Raw genomic sequence first — 15,883 nt, forward strand, 5'->3', positions numbered from 1 at the left:
GGCGAATGAAAAAGAACTTGCAATTTGATATTGGATTTGGTGATGTCGTGATTCCGAAGCCGCAGCTTATTGACTACCCTGTTCTGCTTGATATGGTAGCTCCACAGGTGCAAGCCTACTCAAAGGAATCCGTCATTTCAGAAAAATTTGAAGCGATGATTACATTATCTGTTATGAACAGTCGGATGAAGGATTTTTATGATATCTATACCCTACTAACGACAAATGATTTTGATGGTCGGATTCTTTACGAGGCAGTATTCGAAACGTTCCAACGAAGAGATACAGCATTGGAAAAAGAGCATCCTTTGTTTTGGGCGAATTTTGCTGAGGATGAGGGTCGGACAAAACAATGGCTGGCTTTCGTACGCCGTTTAGGGATTGAGGAGCAGTTTGTATTTCAGGATGTTATGACTTATCTTGTTGATTTTCTTAAGCCTATCTATCAATCAATACTTGACGAGAAAGAGTTTTTTGGGCATTGGAGTTGTAGTGAGAGAGCTTGGAAGAATACTGTTCTGTGGTAGTCGTTTGATTACGCAAAAAAAATCGCCCTGTCTTGTGTTGGTGGTATGGTAACTTCCATTCTACAAGATTTGGCGATTTTTTTGTTCCTATTTTTTAGATGCATTGAAAACGGGGCAGGCCGGTGGTCAGTTTTTTCTGACTTTTTGGACAGCCCCTTGCCGCGAAGGCAGGTACCCATCTAACGAATTTCGGAGGGACTTTTTCCCGTGTATTGCTTGAACTGCCTGCTGAAAAAGAAAATATCCCGGTATCCCAAGGCATCAGCAACTTCTGTCACGTTCATGCCCGCGTGCATCAGCAGATGCTTTGCTCGCTCAATGCGGGTACGAATCATATACGCTTGAACAGATACCCCGATTAGTTCCTTGAACTTGATCGAGAAGTAGCGGGGAGATAGCTGGGCGCGCTGGGCCAAATCCTCCACCCGATGGGCATGTCCGGGATTTTGACGAATATAGTTGGCGATTTCGTGAATAGCCTCGGTAAGCTGATTGCTCGCTCTGGGCTCGACGGAATCCCGCTCCGCCATGTCATCTCGCAATAAATGAATGAGCAGTTGCTTCAATATCAGCTGCGCTTCTTCTTCGGCCGCATACGTTTTGACCAGAAACAGCCGGACATAACGGGACAGCAAATATTCGAAATCAATCGTATCTTCGAGCACTCTGTACGATTTTGGGACCAGCTCAACCTGATCCAATGAATCAAAATGAATATACGTGAGTACAAGCGGCTTCTGCGGATTATGCGTCGCACTCGGATGATCCCCGGGACGAAATAAAAAGCAGCTTCCTTTTCCGACCGAATAATTGACCCCGTTCAACTCCAGGTTCCCTTCACCGCTCCATACATAAAACAAATCATAATTAGCAAGCGGCTTATCTCGTTTTTGCCATTTCCAGCCGGGCTCACAGACGATCTTTGCGAAAGAAGGCTTGAGTATAAAAGACGAAGGCGCGGCATTTAACATTTATTTTCCAACCTCCTTGAAGGCCTCAATGCATACAATGCTGACGATGTCATCATACAACACTCCAAAATCAGTGTGCAACTTTTTAAAAAATTTCATTTTCAATCCTGACGGAAACTTTAAAAAAGTGGTATAATAGCCGGAAAAGAATCGAACACTTCGGAAGGATGAAGATTCATGAACCCACTTGCCCAACAGTTGAATGAAGCGATTCAACAGGACAATCCGCATGTCTATGAAATGCTTTCAGACATCGGCAAATCCATCTATTTTCCAAAGGAAGGCATTCTAAGCCAATCCGCGGAAGCTAAAAACAAAGCACACAAATTCAATGCAACAATAGGGATTGCGCTTGAAGGCGGCAAGCCAATGCATCTGAAGATGATTCAGGATACATTGTCCGCTTATCAGCCCAAAGACCTTTATCCATATGCGCCGCCTGAGGGCAAACCTGAGCTTCGCTCCGCATGGCGCGAGAAGATGATCGTAGAGAACCCGTCTTTGAAAAACAAATCATTCGGTAATCCGGTCGTCACGAATGCACTGACCCACGGGCTTAGCGTTGTCGCTGATCTGTTCGCAGGGGCAGGCGACGCCGTCATCATTCCGAATAAAAATTGGGAAAATTACGAGCTGACCTTCGGCCTTCGCCGCGGGGCCGAGATTGTCGAATATGACCTGTATAATGAAGAATACCGTTTTAACTCAGAGGGACTCCTTAAGGCTTTGCTGGCCCAGAAGGACAAAGGCAAAGCCATCGTTGTCCTGAACTTCCCTAACAACCCGACTGGATATACGCCTGACAAGGAAGACTCCGACCAAATTGTCGCTGCAATCCGCCATGCCGCAGATGAAGGCATCAATGTTGTCGTAGTCGCGGACGACGCGTACTTCGGACTTTTCTTCGAGGACTCTCTGCAGGAATCGATCTTCGGCCAGTTGGCTGATCTGCACCCGCGCGTGCTGGCAATTAAGGTTGACGGCGCAACCAAGGAAGAATACGTATGGGGCTTCCGGGTCGGCTTTATCACCTATGCCTCGCCTTCCGAGGCCATATTGAACGCTCTGGAGCAAAAAACAAAGGGAATTATTCGAGCAACCGTCTCCAGTTGCTCGCATCCGTCCCAGACTTTTGTGCTTCATGCGCTGCAATCTCCTGATTTTGCTGCTCAGAAGCAGGAAAAGTACGATATTATGAAGGGTCGCGCCAATCGTGTGAAGGTGTTGCTGGACAGCGGTCGTTATGGCGACGTCTGGGAATATTACCCGTTTAACTCCGGCTACTTCATGTGCCTCAAGCTGAACACCACAGATGCGGAATCTGTCCGTGTTAAGCTGCTGGACAGCTACGGCATCGGTACGATTGCCCTCGGAAAGACCGATCTTCGTGTAGCGTTCTCCTGCATTGAAGAAGAGAATCTGGAGGAGCTGTTCGATACGATTCACAAAGCTGTTGTTGAAACAAGCGGCGAGTAAGCATCCAGCGAAAACGACCCTCAATCGGAATATCGATTGAGGGTCTTCAATTTGGACTTTCCAAAATCCTTCCACATTGGGTCGGAAACGTGCGAAAAAATTCAGGCGGCTCCTAATCGTCCTGCTCCTTGGCAAGTTTCTTGAGAAATTGCCTCGGGAGTCGAAACAGGATGTAGATCAGACTCAAGCCGATTATGATCAGCGGCGGCCAAATCAGACCTTGAGCCAGAAGCAGCAAAAGGGGCAGCCACAACATCAGGCCGCAGACAAGGGTAGTTGTCGCAACCACTTGTGTCATGGATTGATTATGCTGGTAATCCGGCAGCGGATAGATGTTCCGCCATACGGAATGGCGGTGTGACTGTCTCAGCGCGCTGGCCTGAACTCGTATAATAGCGAGGAACAGTATGGCTACAGCAGCTGCACCCCACCCCTCCAACAGCGTCGAGCGCACGGTCAAATAAATGACCAGCATTCCTAGCAGAGTCAGTCGCACCAGCATGCCGCCAAGTTCCGTCCGCAGCAGCGTCAGGATGAACAGATACTTATACGTATGGTTATGAGCATATTGTAGTCGACCAGCTATCCAGGACAAGTATGGTCGACGCGCAACCTTTGCCGGCAAAGTCGGGATATCGGCAAAACTTCCGAAGAACCGATAGTATCTCCGCCTTGTCCTCTCTTCCTCCGCGATAAGACGCTCCCATGGGAACGAATGTCGAATCGGCAGCCTCAGCACAAACAGCATAAGAAAAACAAGCAGCAAACCGAACAATGCTGTCTTCCACAATGCGACCGAAAGCAGTACAGCCAGCAAGAAGAATGTGAGTATCCACCGCAACAACCGAACAGTGCGGCGCGCGCCAGGCCAGGCAATTTGACGCTCTCTCCAGGAGGCAGCCGCATTCAATCCCTTCACTATTGCTGCGAAGGCGACAAGCAATGCCCAGTGATGCGGGTTCGACGCCGCCCTTTCGTACAAGGGCAGAAACAATGCAAACATGATTCCTAGTCCGATAAAGCCAGGGAGCAGATTATGCCTCCAGGACGCTCCCAGACAGGTCCCCATTTCATGCTCCCTCGGCATCAGGAATGCCACATCGGCCGGATGCAGCCATGTCCGCAAGGGGCTGTAACAGACTAGCGGCGTCAGCACGATTGTTCCGACAACTACATACGGGAAATCAGCCGGAAAATCCCTGAGCAAAGTGCCATAGCCGATCATCCCGAGAATGATCAGAAGGAGCAGAAACCCGGGAAACCCGCTTCGTATCATATCCTGCAAATAGGGCAAAACTTCCTTGCGGAATGCGGCGCGGCGCTGCTGCCATAGCCCTTTAAGTGACTCGCCCATCTCCATCCCCTCCCGTTACGAGACGGTAGAAAGCTTCCTCCAGACTGGCTGTCCGATCACCGGACTGCTCTCTTACCTGTTCCAGATTGCCCTGTGCAACCATTTTTCCACGGTGCAGCACAAGGAAACGGTCGCAGTACATTTCTACAGTCGCTAAAATATGAGAGCTCATCAGAATCGCCGCTCCGCTATTTTTCACCTCAACCAATCTCTCCAGCAAGGAGCGGATTCCTAGCGGATCAAGGCCAAGGAATGGTTCATCGATGATATACAATGGCGGCTCTGGAAGCAGGGCATTCATTATCATGACCTTCTGCTTCATTCCTTTGGACAAGTGACCCGAGAAAGCGGTCCGCTTCGGAATCATGTGGAATTCTTCCAGAAGCTGCTCACTTCGTTGTTCAAATCGATCCGCATCCACGTCATAAGCCATACCGGTGAGCCTCAGATGCTCCTGTACCGTCATTTCGTCAAACAGCACCGGAGACTCCGGCACATAGGCAAAAGACGAACGATACCGCTGCGGGTCCTGTTCAAGCGTTGTCCCCCGAATTCGAATTTCCCCCTTCAGCGGCTTCATCAGTCCGAGTATATGCTTTATTGTGGTGCTTTTTCCAGCTCCGTTAAGACCGATCAAACCGACCATCTCTCCCGGCTTGATGTCAAAATGAATATCATGAAGGACAGGCCTTCTGGGGCTATAGCCGCCAGTCAGACCGTCAACACGCAATACGGGTTCCATTTGATCACCTCGTTCCAGCCTTCAAGACTAGGACTGTTCCTGTTCGCTGCGCTTGGCTTTGAGCCATTTCGGGGCGCCTTTATCCTTGCGATCCCGCTCCCGAGGCGCTTTGGTTGCCTTGGTGGGGGCTTTGGCAGATGATTTGGCTTTCGCCGCCGGCTTGCCCGATTGAACAGCACCCTTGCCTGTACGTGGCTTGAAGCTTCTGCCTGCTGCCTGCCCGCTCCTCTCGCCAGCAGTTGAATCATTCAGACTGTCTTCTTTTTCAGTGCCATGGCGGACACTCCTCGCAGCAGCTGATTGAACAGCCGACCGCGGCTTTTCTCCGCTTCCCCGACGGGAGGACGTACGAGAATTGCCGTTATTTCTTGCTTCCGAAGCATCCAACAGCTTGCCGTGCTGCATGACGACCTGCTGAATCGGAATACCAAGCTGCTTCTGGAATTTATCCATAATAAACAGCTGATCTGGAGTAATAATGGTAATGGATGTTCCCGCCCGACCCATGCGGCCGGTACGGCCTGCACGATGGACATAATGATCGGCATCCACAGCAGGGTCCAGATGAATGACGAGCGGCAAACTCTCAATGTCCAACCCTCTCGCAGCCACATCCGTTGCGAGCAGCAACTGGCACGTACCGTCACGGAAGCGGTCGAGCGTGCGAGCCCGCTTCACTTTATCTGCGTCGCCATACAAAGCTTCTACCGTAAAGCCGGAGAAGTTCAATTTCGCTTCCCAGTTGCTGATATTGTCCGTATCATTCAGGAAAAGCAGCGCCGACCGCGGGTTAAGCAGACGAACCAGCTTCCTGGCTACTTCAACCTTGTCACGTTTGTCGCATACAACGAATTGGTGCTCTACCGAAGCGGCCACCCGCTGGCCAGGCTCCACTTCGACACGGGCCGGGTCCTTCATCCAGCGCTTCTCCAGTTCAGCCATGACTGCCGGAAAAGTCGCGGAGAAAAACGCCAGCTGCCGCTCACGACCCGCGCTGCGCAATACCTCTTCCACTTCCCGTGAAGAGCCCAAATCAAACACCTGATCTGCTTCATCTACAATGACTGTGCGAACCTCGTGCAGCTTGAGCTTGCGCTGCTTCAGCAGCTCATGGATACGGCCAGGCGTTCCAATAACAAGTTGAGGATGCTCCTTCAATTTTTCGATCTGCCGTTTAACTGCTGCGCCACCGATAAGGGGCTGAATACGAACGCCGAGCGGCTCTCCGTATGTACGCGCTACCTGCACAATTTGCATAGCCAGCTCCTGGGTCGGAGCCAGAATGACCGCCTGCACCTGCTTGCTTCCGGCGTCCAGTTGCTGCAATGTCGGGATCAAATACGCCAGTGTCTTGCCGCTGCCAGTCTGGGAATGGGCAATCACATCCCGCTTGCCAAGCAGCAAAGGAATTGCTTGAGCTTGTACGGCAGTCGGGACCCCAATGCCGTTGCCGTGCAAAAGACGGACTGTCTCCTCAGGTACGCCCAGACTGCTCCATGTTGTAGTCATAATGATAAAACTCCTTTAAACTTCTATGATTATTTTTTATTCAACCAGTTGCTAGTAAGCCGATCAAGCAGCCTGGGAAACAATTGGTACAGCTTGATTCCAACAGCAGCTGTGCGCGGCAGATCGACCTCCGCCTTGCGCTGTTCGATAACCTTGATAATAGCCTGTACTACCCTATCGGGCGGCATCATGAACCATTTTACATTGTTGACGTAGGTTCCGCCCGGGTCAGCGGTTGCGAAAAACGGCGTGTCAATCGGTCCAGGGTTGACAGCCGATACTGCAATACCCGAACCTGCAAGCTCTGCTCTGAGCGCATTGGTAAAACCGAGCACCGCATGCTTCGTTGCCGTATAGCCGGTCGACTTGGCGGTTCCGATCTTCCCTGCCATCGAGGCAATATTGATAATGTGACCGCTATCCCGGCGCAGAAAGTCCGGCAGTACAGCCTTGGTGCAGCGGACAAGTCCCAGGTAGTTGGTATCCATCATCTGAGCATAATGCTCTACTGGAGCCTCCACAATACTCTCGAACATTCCGAATCCGGCATTGTTGACCAGTACATCAATTCCCTGATGCTCCGCGATAATCTGTGCCATGACCGTATCTACCTGCTCCTGATTGGTTACATCCAAGACGTAGCCCTTCTGTTCGCCAGGTATCGTATTCATTGCTTCTGCCAGCTTGCTGCTGCTCCTCCCAGTAATAATAGGGATTGCGCCTCTTTGCGAGAGAGTCTGAGCAAGAAGCAAGCCGATTCCGCTAGTCGCGCCTGTTATGACCACTTTTTTTCCTCTCACTATTCATCACCTAACAACAGTTTACTGTATAACACTATGAATACGCAAAATACATTAAAATAAAAAAGGCTCCAGCAAAAGGAGCCTCGATAAACCATTTATGCAATTAGAACCTGAATATCCAACTCGCCAATTCCATCCATGATCAGCGGGATCGTCAAGGCACGCGGTGGAAGCGCGTCAGCCGCTTGTACATTAGAAAGCACCTTCGGAGGCGTAATGTCCACCTTCACTCCCTGATTGAATAAAATGGTGCTCGCATTGCCGCTAATCATATTCCCTAGCTCGGAAATTGCGCTTCGGCTCATTTCGTCAATCTCGGTAATCACAAACCCGCCCATCATGGCCGAAACCATCTTCAAAGCAACCGACTCACTCAGTCCAAATATAACTTCACCGTCAATTTGTCCGGACATGCCAATGTGTATCCAAATATGTCCTTCAACCATACGAACGTCCTTAATTCGAAGCTCTCCAGTTTCAGGCCGAATCATAATCATTTGCTCTATGACAGTTCTTGCCGACTCGAGAAACGGATTTATAAATTCTGCCTTCATTTAAATAGAACGCCCCTTTATTCCCGTAATGAACATATTGTCTAGTTACATTATACGGAACAAATTAGGCCAAGTATACTATCTTCTGTAAGGGACACCAATAATCACGACCAAAGTCCCGGTTAAATAGCCTGATTATTCGTCTGTTTATTGCGGTAGCGGATGCGAATCAACCTTAGACGGTCATACAACTGGTCTACCTGATTGCTTTTGAGCTGCTCTTCATCGTATACCTGGGCGAGAACTGGCTTCAAGTACCGATCGCCTACCAGCGACAAGGTGTCCCAAATTCGCTGGAACTCTTCCGACGATACCTCAGTCAGCTCGCGGTCGATGAGCGCCTCCAGATCATAGCCATCAGCTTGCAGTTGTTCAATCCGCTCGATCAGCTCTCTTCTGCCAATACCCAGCTCCTGCTCCAATTCAGATAGTGTAAACCCTTCCGCGGCAGCCTCCAATATTTTGCGCCGCTGCTGGTGACGGTTCAGTTCTTCCTTGAATTTCTGCTCCTTCTGCTTGTACAGCCATTGGGTATACACGTCTGGATTAAGAGCAGACTGGACCCAATCCAGCGGAAAGGCGGCAGGCTGCTCGAAGCTGCGCGTCAACTTCAATACCTCATCCGCATACACGGAATGCTTGGACTCGCCCCAACCGGGGATTTGCAGCAATTCCGTCTCATTCTGAGGCACAAAAGCACTGATCATTCTCAGCATCCGATTGGTCGAGACAAGATAAGCCGCTTTCCGCTGGTCGGAAGCTTTGCGACGTCTCCATGTCTTCAATTCCTCGAACAGTTCCGGATTGGCATGAAGCTCCCCGAAACAATGAAGATACGACACCTTGCCTGCATTTCTACCGAATAGGCTTCGTTCTTCCAGCAGCCCGTCAACCAGCGGTACGAATCCTTCCCCCATCTTCACAGCAACCCCGTAACGGAAGGCCGTCAGCATTTCGTCCCATGAGAAACCTTCGAACCAGATATGTTGCTCACTGTCCCCTTCCTGCGCCCAAGTGACCTGCCATACTCCTTGCGTTTCGCCAATCGACACCCGCGCCCGGATCACCCGATCTTCTTCAACCTGCTTCTCCAATGTATTTGTAAAAATAAGCTGCATTGCCATACCTCCAGAATATATTACCGAATCAGCATGTACGGTTTTACCTTCATACGACCACAACAATTTAAACAACGCAAAAAAAGCACCTCCCTGTCGATTTCGGACAAGGAGGTGCTCCCTCACATACGTACATGTTTTCGGTTGTTTTTATCGTACCATAATAATATCCATTTCTACAAGTTTTTTATTTGGAATCGAATATGCGGCAATTCGACGCTTTCTAGGTGCTAGTGCTCCGGTGTATAATAGGCTATCCAAGTGTATATAAAAACAGGGGGCCTAGAGCATGAATTTACCTGATTATGACTTTATGTCGGACAAGACTGAGGATACAAGCACACGCTTTGTGACGTTTATTGGACCGAGCATGAAACGCTATGATTTGGCGATTACGACAACGAACAGCTTTTACGGGAAGAAGCTCGTGACTGATTTGCAGGCAGGGAAGACGGCCATTATCGGTCCGGATGATCTGGAGGAGGAAGGCTATCTGGAGAATGTCTTCAAACTGACAGAGGAAGAGGCGCAGGAACTGGAGCAGTTTTTAACTATGGTGGTGGGAACTGTGAATTTTTCTGACCTCTAGGGGCACACTGTTACGGATAATGACCAAACGAGGAGGCGCTCCATCATGCAGGATGGTTTTATTTCAGAGGACAAACGCAAATATACCGATCTGGCAACTGTGGAGTCACAGCGAAATGACTTGACGCTGGAGGAATTCCCGGAAGGGCCTTATGGCTCCGATCTGCTCACGGAATCGCTTGGGAAAAGCTCGCCATGGCGCAGCGACCAGCGCTCCCCTGTACGTTTCGATTATGAGAACCGGGAACTTCATGCGGGCATGGAGCGGGAGTATGACGGTGACCAGGGGAACGGGAACGCTGCCGAAGAAGAGCCATTACAGTGATGATATTCTAAAAAAACAGCCTTGCAACCCTCGTTTCTGCGACGGGATTGACAAGGCTGTTTGATATACATTTAGTCCATTTCCGACAGGTAAACCGCACGGTTCTCCTTCATGGACGTATAAGCGCCAAATACCATGCGCATGGTATCCAAATTATCCTCTACGCTGTTGGATGGCTCACGCTCTTGCTCAATGGCAAGCATCAGTTCGCCCATGGTCCCCATGAACGCATGTGGAAACCATTTTCCATGCAGTTCGGGAGTGAACCAATAATCCGGGTGAAGCTTTCTGGAGTAATAGCTGATCGTGTCCTCGCGGCCAACTGGGTAATTGTACAAGGAGCCGTTCGTTCCCTTGATAATGCCCTCGGTTCCTTCAAAACGGAAGGTTGCGTAGCGATCTTCCAGCGTACCAATGTGGTTATGATTGTCATGAATCAGACCTCTGACTTCACCCGGAAACCGAATATGGAGCAGCGTTCTTGTCTCGCCTTTGGTCAATTGCCCCGGGAAGCGTGCGCCGTCCGCATAAATATATTCCGGCTTGCCGAACAGGAAGCGGATCGCATCCATGTAATGAATGCTGTGGTACATAAATTCAAGCGTTTCAATCTCACGCAAGAAGGTCCAGTTGGCAAACTCCTGCTTTACATTGACGCTGATTGTAGCCTGCAGCAGGTCACCAAGCCATCCGCGCTGAATGATCGTATGGCTTGCCTTGATGCCCGGCGACCAGCGCATCTGCTGGTTGACTGCGGCTTTAATGCCCGCTGCGCGGCATACTTCTGCAATCCCCTTCGCTTCTTCGTAGCTTTCAGCCAGCGGCTTCTGACACAGAATATGCTTGCCAGCCTTCGCCGCCTGCTCGACCAGCTTCGGCTGTACCTTGGCCGGTACGGCGAGGTCAACAATAAGCACCTCACTATCGGCAAGCAGTTCCTCATAGGAGCCGTAGACCTTGCCGATGCCGAAATCTGCCGCCAGCTTGGTTGAGCGTTCCTTGTTCAAATCGAAGATGCCGACAACCTTAAACCCCGCCATCTTGTACGCTGGAAGGTGGCAGGATTCCACGATCTCTCCGGCGCCGACAATGCCAATACCCATTTGCCGATTGTTCGGAAGGGCCGGCTTGTAGTCCAGATCCAGCCATTCCGTGTCCAAATTGCTCATGCTAAAACCTCTCCCTATCATTCGCTAGACGTTTTTTACAAGCTTGGTCCGATACGGTTAATGCTGAACTCCTGGTGGCCTAGAATCTCGGCTTTCGTCAGCTTGCCTTCGGCAACCTCCTGGATTTCCTTCCAGATCACGTCGCCGCTCGCATCAATGCTCGCCGTGCCGGACAGAATCTGGCTGACATCGACATCCATGTTGTCTTCCATATGGGCGAACATTTTACCGTTGCCTGTAATTTTAATAACCGGAATAACAGCGGCACCTGTAGGCGTACCGCGGCCGGTCGTAAAGCAGACAATGTGCGCGCCACCTGCCGCCATGCCGGATACGCATTCAATATCGTTGCCTGGCGAATCCATGAAGTACAGGCCCGTCTCCGGGATCTCCTCCGCATATTCAATGACGCCGCGAATCGGGGACGTCCCGCATTTGCTGATACAGCCCAGCGACTTCTCTTCAATGGTGGACAATCCGCCGGCAATATTGCCGGGGCTAGGATTTCCGCCGCGCATATCTGCGCCCATGCGATCGACTTCTTTCTCGAAGCGATCCACAATGTAGTACAATTTATCCTTGATCTCAGGCGTCACACAACGCTCGGCAAGCACATGCTCTGCACCGATAATTTCTGTTGTTTCCCCGATAACGATCGTCCCGCCATCGTCAATAAGCCGATCCGCCGCTACGCCAAGCGCAGGGTTGGAAGCAAGACCGGATGTTGCATCGGAACCGCCGCATTTGACGCCGACTTTCAGCTTGCTGAGCGGCACATCGACACGCTCCTGGCGGTCCAGGTCAGCCTTCAAGCGCTTTGCCAGCTCGACGCCATATTGAATCGCTTTGACGGAGCCGCCAACGGACTGAATATCGAATACTTCCACCGGCTTGCCTGTCTTGCGGATTTCCTCAGCGAGTGCGATCGGGTCTACAACCTCGCAGCCCAGACTGATAATGATAACCGCGCCGACATTCGGGTTTTTACCTGTTCCCGCCAACACCTCGAACGTTCTATCCTTGTCCGCGCCGATCTGGCTGCAGCCATGCTGATGGGTAATCGCCACAGCTTCCGGAACCATCTGTACGATTCGATTGCACACCTGGTTGGAGCAAATCACGGTAGGGATAATCAGCAAATGATTTCGAATGCCGATGTCCCCGTTTGCGCGCTCATAAGCTTTAAATGTCTTCATGCTTGCGCCTCCTTGACAGCCTGATCACCGCGTCCGCGGATGCCTTCTATATTATGGACATGAACATGCCTTCCCGCTTCAATCGCGACGGTCGAACGTCCGATTACTTCCCCGTATTTGCGGACTTCTGTACCGCTTGGGATATCCGCAACTGCAATTTTATGGCCAAAAGCTACTGCATCAAGCAGCTTGACCTCAATAAGATCTTCGCCTCTGCGAATCGCAGCAGTCTCGCCCTGGTTCAAATCGCGAAGCGCAGTTGCCACATGGTCCTTGCTGTCTACAACGAGCGCATCCGCGCCAGCCTGAATATCTCCTGCCATGCTCTTGTCTCCCCTTCTGTAGCTGTTATAGATTTGCTTCGGTGACTCTTAGACTTCCGCAACCAAGCGGTTCGTAATAGAGCCGAGTTTCTCAATTTCAATGGTTACAACATCGCCGTCCTTCAGGTATACCCGCTTGTCTTCCGGGTAGCCCAGCACAACTCCTTCCGGGGTCCCGGTCAGAATGACATCGCCAGGCGACAGCGTCAAATGCTGTGAAATGTAGCTGACAATTTCAGAAATGTTGAAAATCATATCGGAAGTATTGGAATGCTGGCGCACTTCTCCGTTAACTGTACATTTGATCTCCAGGTTATTAGCGTCTCCTACTTCATCTGCTGTTACGAGGTATGGCCCAAGCGGCGAGAAATCATCACAGATTTTGCCGAGCATCCACTGCGGGGTGCGAAGCTGCAAATCACGTGCAGACAGATCGTTGACCGCGCTGTAGCCGAATACGTAGTCCAGCGCCTCTTCCTTGGATACGTACTTCGTCTTTTTACCGATAACAATTACCAGCTCCGCCTCATAATCCACTTCATTCGTGGACTTTGGCAGCGCCACATCATGGCCGTGCGCAGTCAAGGTATTGCTGAATTTGTTGAACAGAATCGGATATTTCGGGATTGGCGCGTTCGTCTCCTCCGCATGCTTGCGGTAGTTCAGACCGACACAGATAATCTTGTCTGGATTGGTAACGGATGGCGCCCAGTTCAGCTTGTCTTCTTCAAGCAGCAAATCGGAGGCAGCCGAATCAGCCAGCACCTGGTCAACCAGCCCTTGTACAGCTGCAACTGCTTCTTTGCCGCCTTCAATGACGCCGTGTACAGTAACCGGCGTTTCTTCTGCACTGTATCGCTCGGCAGCCGCCGCCACATCCACAACACCGCGGTCTGTTTTTACTCCAAGTTTCTGGACATTGTTCTCATTAAAGTTTAATAATTTCATCGTTCAGTTTCCCCTTTCAGGTCTATCCTTGTCATTGGCTATTTCCTTATGCGTTCTTGCCAAATACAACCCCGCCGTCTATATAAAGCGGCGACCCCATCATAAATTTGGACTCATCTGATGCGAGGAACAGCGCAGCCTGCGCCACATCCTCCGGTAGACCCAGGTCACCGCTAAGTTGGCGGGTTTTAAGCGCCGCAATCGCTGCTTCCGGATCATCATAGGAGTTTTTCAGGTATTGTTCAACAAATGGCGTATAAATGGTGCCCGGCAACAGCGCATTCACCCGGATGCCGTAAGAAGCATAATCGACCTGCATCGATTTGGTGAGCGCCAGCACTGCTCCTTTGGACGCTGCATAGGAAGCGCGACGAGCCAATCCGATTTCGGCTATGCAAGAAGACATGTTAATAATGGAGCCGGATTTGCGTTCCATCATATGCGGAAGCACATATTTGCTAGGGATGAACACACCTTTGATGTTAATGCCCATAACGCGGTCCCATTGCTCTGGCTCCAACTCATGAAGCGCCCCTACGCCGCTGATGCCGGCATTGTTGAACAACACATCGATTTGTCCGTATTTGGCCAGCGCCTGCTCAACCATGGACTTTACACTTTCGGGATTGGTCACATCCGCTTGAATAAAGGTCGCTTCCCCGCCAAGATTGCGAATTTCCTGTACCGTCTCTTCACCCTTCACTTGGTCCAGGTCATTGACAATCACGGATGCCCCTTGGGAAGCGAACAGCAGCGCTGTGCTTTTACCGATTCCGGAAGCCGCTCCGGTAATGAGGGTTACTTTGCCTTGTAGTCTCATCTTCTCTAACTCCTTAATGTCGATATGTTATTTTGAAATGGCTATCGTCTGGGGCTGGGCACATTGCGAAAGCTGCTGCGCCAGCGATTGAATCTCCCTGCTTGCCTGCTCCTGCTTGACCTCCCATTGGTGCTGAGGCATGGAGCAACTGACTGCAGCAATTACTTCTCCGCTAGTCCCCATGATTGGCGCCGCTACACAGCTAAACCCTATCACTGCCTCCTGGAGATCATAGGCCATGCCGGATTCACGAATCTGCCGAAACTGTTGCAGCAAACTCTCTTTCGTTGAAATCGAGTTCGTGGTAGCCTGCGAGAGTGTCTCTTGCGGGTACAGTCTATGAATCTCGCTGTCATCAAAGAAGGCGAGCATAACCTTGCCTAGCGCGGTGGAGTGGGCTGGCAATCGCATCCCCGGGTCAGAGGCCAGCCGTACAGGTGAAGACGCTTCCTCCTTGGCCAGATACAGGACATCGCTGCCTTCCAGCTTTGCAAGCTGAATCGTCTCTCCGATCGCCGACTTCGTCCTGAAAGCTTCTTGCCTGAAGAGGGAGATCAGATCATACTGCCGGAAATAGCCGCTGCCGATCAGTCCGAAGAAAGAGCTGATCGCATACGTATCCCCTTTGTCCTTGCTGATCCAGCGCAACTCTTCCATCGTGTTAAGCAGCGAAAACATGGAGCTTTTGTTAATGTCGAGCCGTCTGGACAAATCTATCAGCTTGAGCTGATGCGGATTCTCGGCTACAAGCTCCAGTATGCGAGTTGCCTTTTCCAGTGCGGGAACCCAATATTTCTTCTCCATTGCTCCTCCATTACGGTTCTTTAATTACGTCAACCCCGTTAGTTTACTATAGTAAACTAAGTTTATAAAATATCATCTAATGCCATCTTATCACCGCTCGAGTATCGGGTCAATCGGGAAAAGGAGTGTCTTTAAGCATGAGGTATATTCTCTGCGAGGTATTTGTAATAATTGGACTTAACTTCCTGCATTTAAGTAAGCAAAGCCAATTGTTCAATAGAATAAATAAAATAATTAATAATATATTACATAAAAGTTAATTATTTGAAATTATTACTATGCTACATATTATCTCTTTTCAAGGGACATCATTTCCTAGGGGCACTAGGCACCTCTATAACAACTAAACAAAGGCGGATGAAAATCAATGACAAATCTACAAATACCTTATTTCAACAACACAAGCACTGGGGTTCAGCAGTGGCAACAACCTTTATTCAATGGAACAGCACAACTCGTGCCTCAAGGAATTTTAGGCGGAATTGTTGGCAGTGTGGCCGGTGGTTTAGTCGGGAACGCCTTCGGAAATAGAGAACTGGGAAGCACTATCGGTGGAGTTGCCGGGGGATTCTTGCCTTTCCAGGCCGGACCGCAGCTTGCGCCTCAAGGCATTTTTGGCGATATTGTCAGAACAGTTGCTCCCGTAGTCGGCAACA

General features: G+C 50.3%; 18 protein-coding genes. 5 read left to right on the forward strand and 13 right to left on the reverse strand.

Annotated features, from left to right (window positions below):
• Positions 1-5 precede the first annotated feature (5 nt).
• Complete coding sequence (locus JFN88_RS24895) at positions 6-527, forward strand: nucleotidyl transferase AbiEii/AbiGii toxin family protein (protein WP_269846590.1); 522 nt, start codon at positions 6-8, stop codon at positions 525-527.
• A gap of 179 nt (positions 528-706) precedes the next feature.
• On the opposite strand, the gene JFN88_RS21705 is transcribed toward JFN88_RS24895, so the two are convergent.
• Positions 707-1,498: a helix-turn-helix domain-containing protein gene (locus JFN88_RS21705; RefSeq protein WP_199021421.1), complete on the reverse strand. Its 792-nt coding sequence runs from the start codon at positions 1,496-1,498 to the stop codon at positions 707-709.
• 177 nt (positions 1,499-1,675) lie between these two features.
• Here JFN88_RS21705 and JFN88_RS21710 point away from each other — a divergent pair, with 177 nt between their 5' ends.
• Positions 1,676-2,974 carry an aminotransferase class I/II-fold pyridoxal phosphate-dependent enzyme gene (locus JFN88_RS21710; protein ID WP_199021422.1) on the forward strand — a complete coding sequence of 433 codons (1,299 nt, stop codon included), beginning with the start codon at positions 1,676-1,678 and terminating at the stop codon, positions 2,972-2,974.
• 112 nt (positions 2,975-3,086) lie between these two features.
• On the opposite strand, the gene JFN88_RS21715 is transcribed toward JFN88_RS21710, so the two are convergent.
• From JFN88_RS21715 to JFN88_RS21740, 6 genes are all read right to left on the reverse strand, one after another.
• Positions 3,087-4,328 carry an ABC transporter permease gene (locus tag JFN88_RS21715; RefSeq protein WP_199021423.1) on the reverse strand — a complete coding sequence of 414 codons (1,242 nt, stop codon included), beginning with the start codon at positions 4,326-4,328 and terminating at the stop codon, positions 3,087-3,089.
• A complete protein-coding gene (locus tag JFN88_RS21720; RefSeq protein WP_199021424.1) occupies positions 4,312-5,070 on the reverse strand; it encodes an ABC transporter ATP-binding protein in 759 nt (252 codons plus the stop codon). Before JFN88_RS21720 ends, JFN88_RS21715 begins: the two co-directional genes overlap by 17 nt.
• A gap of 27 nt (positions 5,071-5,097) precedes the next feature.
• A complete protein-coding gene (locus JFN88_RS21725) occupies positions 5,098-6,579 on the reverse strand; it encodes a DEAD/DEAH box helicase (protein ID WP_199021425.1) in 1,482 nt (493 codons plus the stop codon).
• A 29-nt stretch (positions 6,580-6,608) separates the two neighbouring features.
• Entirely contained in the window at positions 6,609-7,382 is a 774-nt protein-coding gene (locus JFN88_RS21730; RefSeq protein WP_199021564.1) for an SDR family NAD(P)-dependent oxidoreductase, read from the reverse strand.
• Between the two features lie 95 nt (positions 7,383-7,477).
• Positions 7,478-7,936, reverse strand: coding sequence for a chemotaxis protein CheX (locus JFN88_RS21735; RefSeq protein WP_199021426.1), 459 nt, complete (start codon positions 7,934-7,936; stop codon positions 7,478-7,480).
• A 122-nt stretch (positions 7,937-8,058) separates the two neighbouring features.
• Positions 8,059-9,054 carry an HRDC domain-containing protein gene (locus tag JFN88_RS21740; RefSeq protein ID WP_199021427.1) on the reverse strand — a complete coding sequence of 332 codons (996 nt, stop codon included), beginning with the start codon at positions 9,052-9,054 and terminating at the stop codon, positions 8,059-8,061.
• A gap of 289 nt (positions 9,055-9,343) precedes the next feature.
• On the opposite strand from JFN88_RS21740, the gene JFN88_RS21745 reads away from it, so the two are divergent.
• Together JFN88_RS21745 and JFN88_RS21750 are read left to right on the forward strand one after the other, a co-directional pair.
• Positions 9,344-9,643: a DUF3055 domain-containing protein gene (locus JFN88_RS21745; protein ID WP_199021428.1), complete on the forward strand. Its 300-nt coding sequence runs from the start codon at positions 9,344-9,346 to the stop codon at positions 9,641-9,643.
• Between the two features lie 45 nt (positions 9,644-9,688).
• Positions 9,689-9,967: a hypothetical protein gene (locus JFN88_RS21750; protein ID WP_199021429.1), complete on the forward strand. Its 279-nt coding sequence runs from the start codon at positions 9,689-9,691 to the stop codon at positions 9,965-9,967.
• Positions 9,968-10,038: 71 nt separating this feature from the next.
• Here the strand turns inward: JFN88_RS21750 and JFN88_RS21755 are convergent, their stop codons facing one another.
• From JFN88_RS21755 to JFN88_RS21780, 6 genes are read right to left on the reverse strand one after another with little or no spacing between them, the layout of a single operon-like run.
• Positions 10,039-11,136, reverse strand: a complete 1,098-nt coding sequence (locus JFN88_RS21755; protein WP_199021430.1) for a Gfo/Idh/MocA family protein — start codon at positions 11,134-11,136, stop codon at positions 10,039-10,041.
• Positions 11,137-11,171: 35 nt separating this feature from the next.
• Positions 11,172-12,332 (reverse strand): UxaA family hydrolase, encoded by a 1,161-nt coding sequence (locus JFN88_RS21760; protein WP_199021431.1) that lies wholly within the window; start codon positions 12,330-12,332, stop codon positions 11,172-11,174.
• Positions 12,329-12,655: a UxaA family hydrolase gene (locus tag JFN88_RS21765; protein WP_199021432.1), complete on the reverse strand. Its 327-nt coding sequence runs from the start codon at positions 12,653-12,655 to the stop codon at positions 12,329-12,331. The genes JFN88_RS21760 and JFN88_RS21765 overlap by 4 nt, the downstream gene beginning before the upstream one ends.
• Before the next feature lie 48 nt (positions 12,656-12,703).
• The gene (locus JFN88_RS21770) at positions 12,704-13,603 is read right to left on the reverse strand and encodes a fumarylacetoacetate hydrolase family protein (protein ID WP_199021433.1); all 900 of its coding nucleotides are present in this window, start codon (positions 13,601-13,603) and stop codon (positions 12,704-12,706) included.
• Between the two features lie 46 nt (positions 13,604-13,649).
• Positions 13,650-14,423, reverse strand: a complete 774-nt coding sequence (locus tag JFN88_RS21775; protein WP_199021434.1) for an SDR family NAD(P)-dependent oxidoreductase — start codon at positions 14,421-14,423, stop codon at positions 13,650-13,652.
• A gap of 27 nt (positions 14,424-14,450) precedes the next feature.
• Positions 14,451-15,227, reverse strand: coding sequence for an IclR family transcriptional regulator (locus JFN88_RS21780; RefSeq protein WP_199021435.1), 777 nt, complete (start codon positions 15,225-15,227; stop codon positions 14,451-14,453).
• 367 nt (positions 15,228-15,594) lie between these two features.
• Between JFN88_RS21780 and JFN88_RS21785 the strand changes: the two genes are divergently transcribed.
• On the forward strand, positions 15,595-15,883 hold a 289-nt coding region (locus JFN88_RS21785), incomplete at its 3' end, for a hypothetical protein (RefSeq protein WP_379168245.1).

The sequence above is a fragment of the Paenibacillus roseus genome (assembly GCF_016424485.1).
Classification (GTDB): domain Bacteria; phylum Bacillota; class Bacilli; order Paenibacillales; family Paenibacillaceae; genus Paenibacillus_D; species Paenibacillus_D roseus.

Coding starts and splice junctions, on each gene's coding strand:
- JFN88_RS24895 (WP_269846590.1), top strand. CDS start 6: ATGAAAAAGAACTTGCAATTTGATATTGGATTTGGTGATGTCGTGATT.
- JFN88_RS21705 (WP_199021421.1), bottom strand. CDS start 1,498: ATGTTAAATGCCGCGCCTTCGTCTTTTATACTCAAGCCTTCTTTCGCA.
- JFN88_RS21710 (WP_199021422.1), top strand. CDS start 1,676: ATGAACCCACTTGCCCAACAGTTGAATGAAGCGATTCAACAGGACAAT.
- JFN88_RS21715 (WP_199021423.1), bottom strand. CDS start 4,328: ATGGGCGAGTCACTTAAAGGGCTATGGCAGCAGCGCCGCGCCGCATTC.
- JFN88_RS21720 (WP_199021424.1), bottom strand. CDS start 5,070: ATGGAACCCGTATTGCGTGTTGACGGTCTGACTGGCGGCTATAGCCCC.
- JFN88_RS21725 (WP_199021425.1), bottom strand. CDS start 6,579: ATGACTACAACATGGAGCAGTCTGGGCGTACCTGAGGAGACAGTCCGT.
- JFN88_RS21735 (WP_199021426.1), bottom strand. CDS start 7,936: ATGAAGGCAGAATTTATAAATCCGTTTCTCGAGTCGGCAAGAACTGTC.
- JFN88_RS21740 (WP_199021427.1), bottom strand. CDS start 9,054: ATGCAGCTTATTTTTACAAATACATTGGAGAAGCAGGTTGAAGAAGAT.
- JFN88_RS21745 (WP_199021428.1), top strand. CDS start 9,344: ATGAATTTACCTGATTATGACTTTATGTCGGACAAGACTGAGGATACA.
- JFN88_RS21750 (WP_199021429.1), top strand. CDS start 9,689: ATGCAGGATGGTTTTATTTCAGAGGACAAACGCAAATATACCGATCTG.
- JFN88_RS21755 (WP_199021430.1), bottom strand. CDS start 11,136: ATGAGCAATTTGGACACGGAATGGCTGGATCTGGACTACAAGCCGGCC.
- JFN88_RS21760 (WP_199021431.1), bottom strand. CDS start 12,332: ATGAAGACATTTAAAGCTTATGAGCGCGCAAACGGGGACATCGGCATT.
- JFN88_RS21765 (WP_199021432.1), bottom strand. CDS start 12,655: ATGGCAGGAGATATTCAGGCTGGCGCGGATGCGCTCGTTGTAGACAGC.
- JFN88_RS21770 (WP_199021433.1), bottom strand. CDS start 13,603: ATGAAATTATTAAACTTTAATGAGAACAATGTCCAGAAACTTGGAGTA.
- JFN88_RS21775 (WP_199021434.1), bottom strand. CDS start 14,423: ATGAGACTACAAGGCAAAGTAACCCTCATTACCGGAGCGGCTTCCGGA.
- JFN88_RS21780 (WP_199021435.1), bottom strand. CDS start 15,227: ATGGAGAAGAAATATTGGGTTCCCGCACTGGAAAAGGCAACTCGCATA.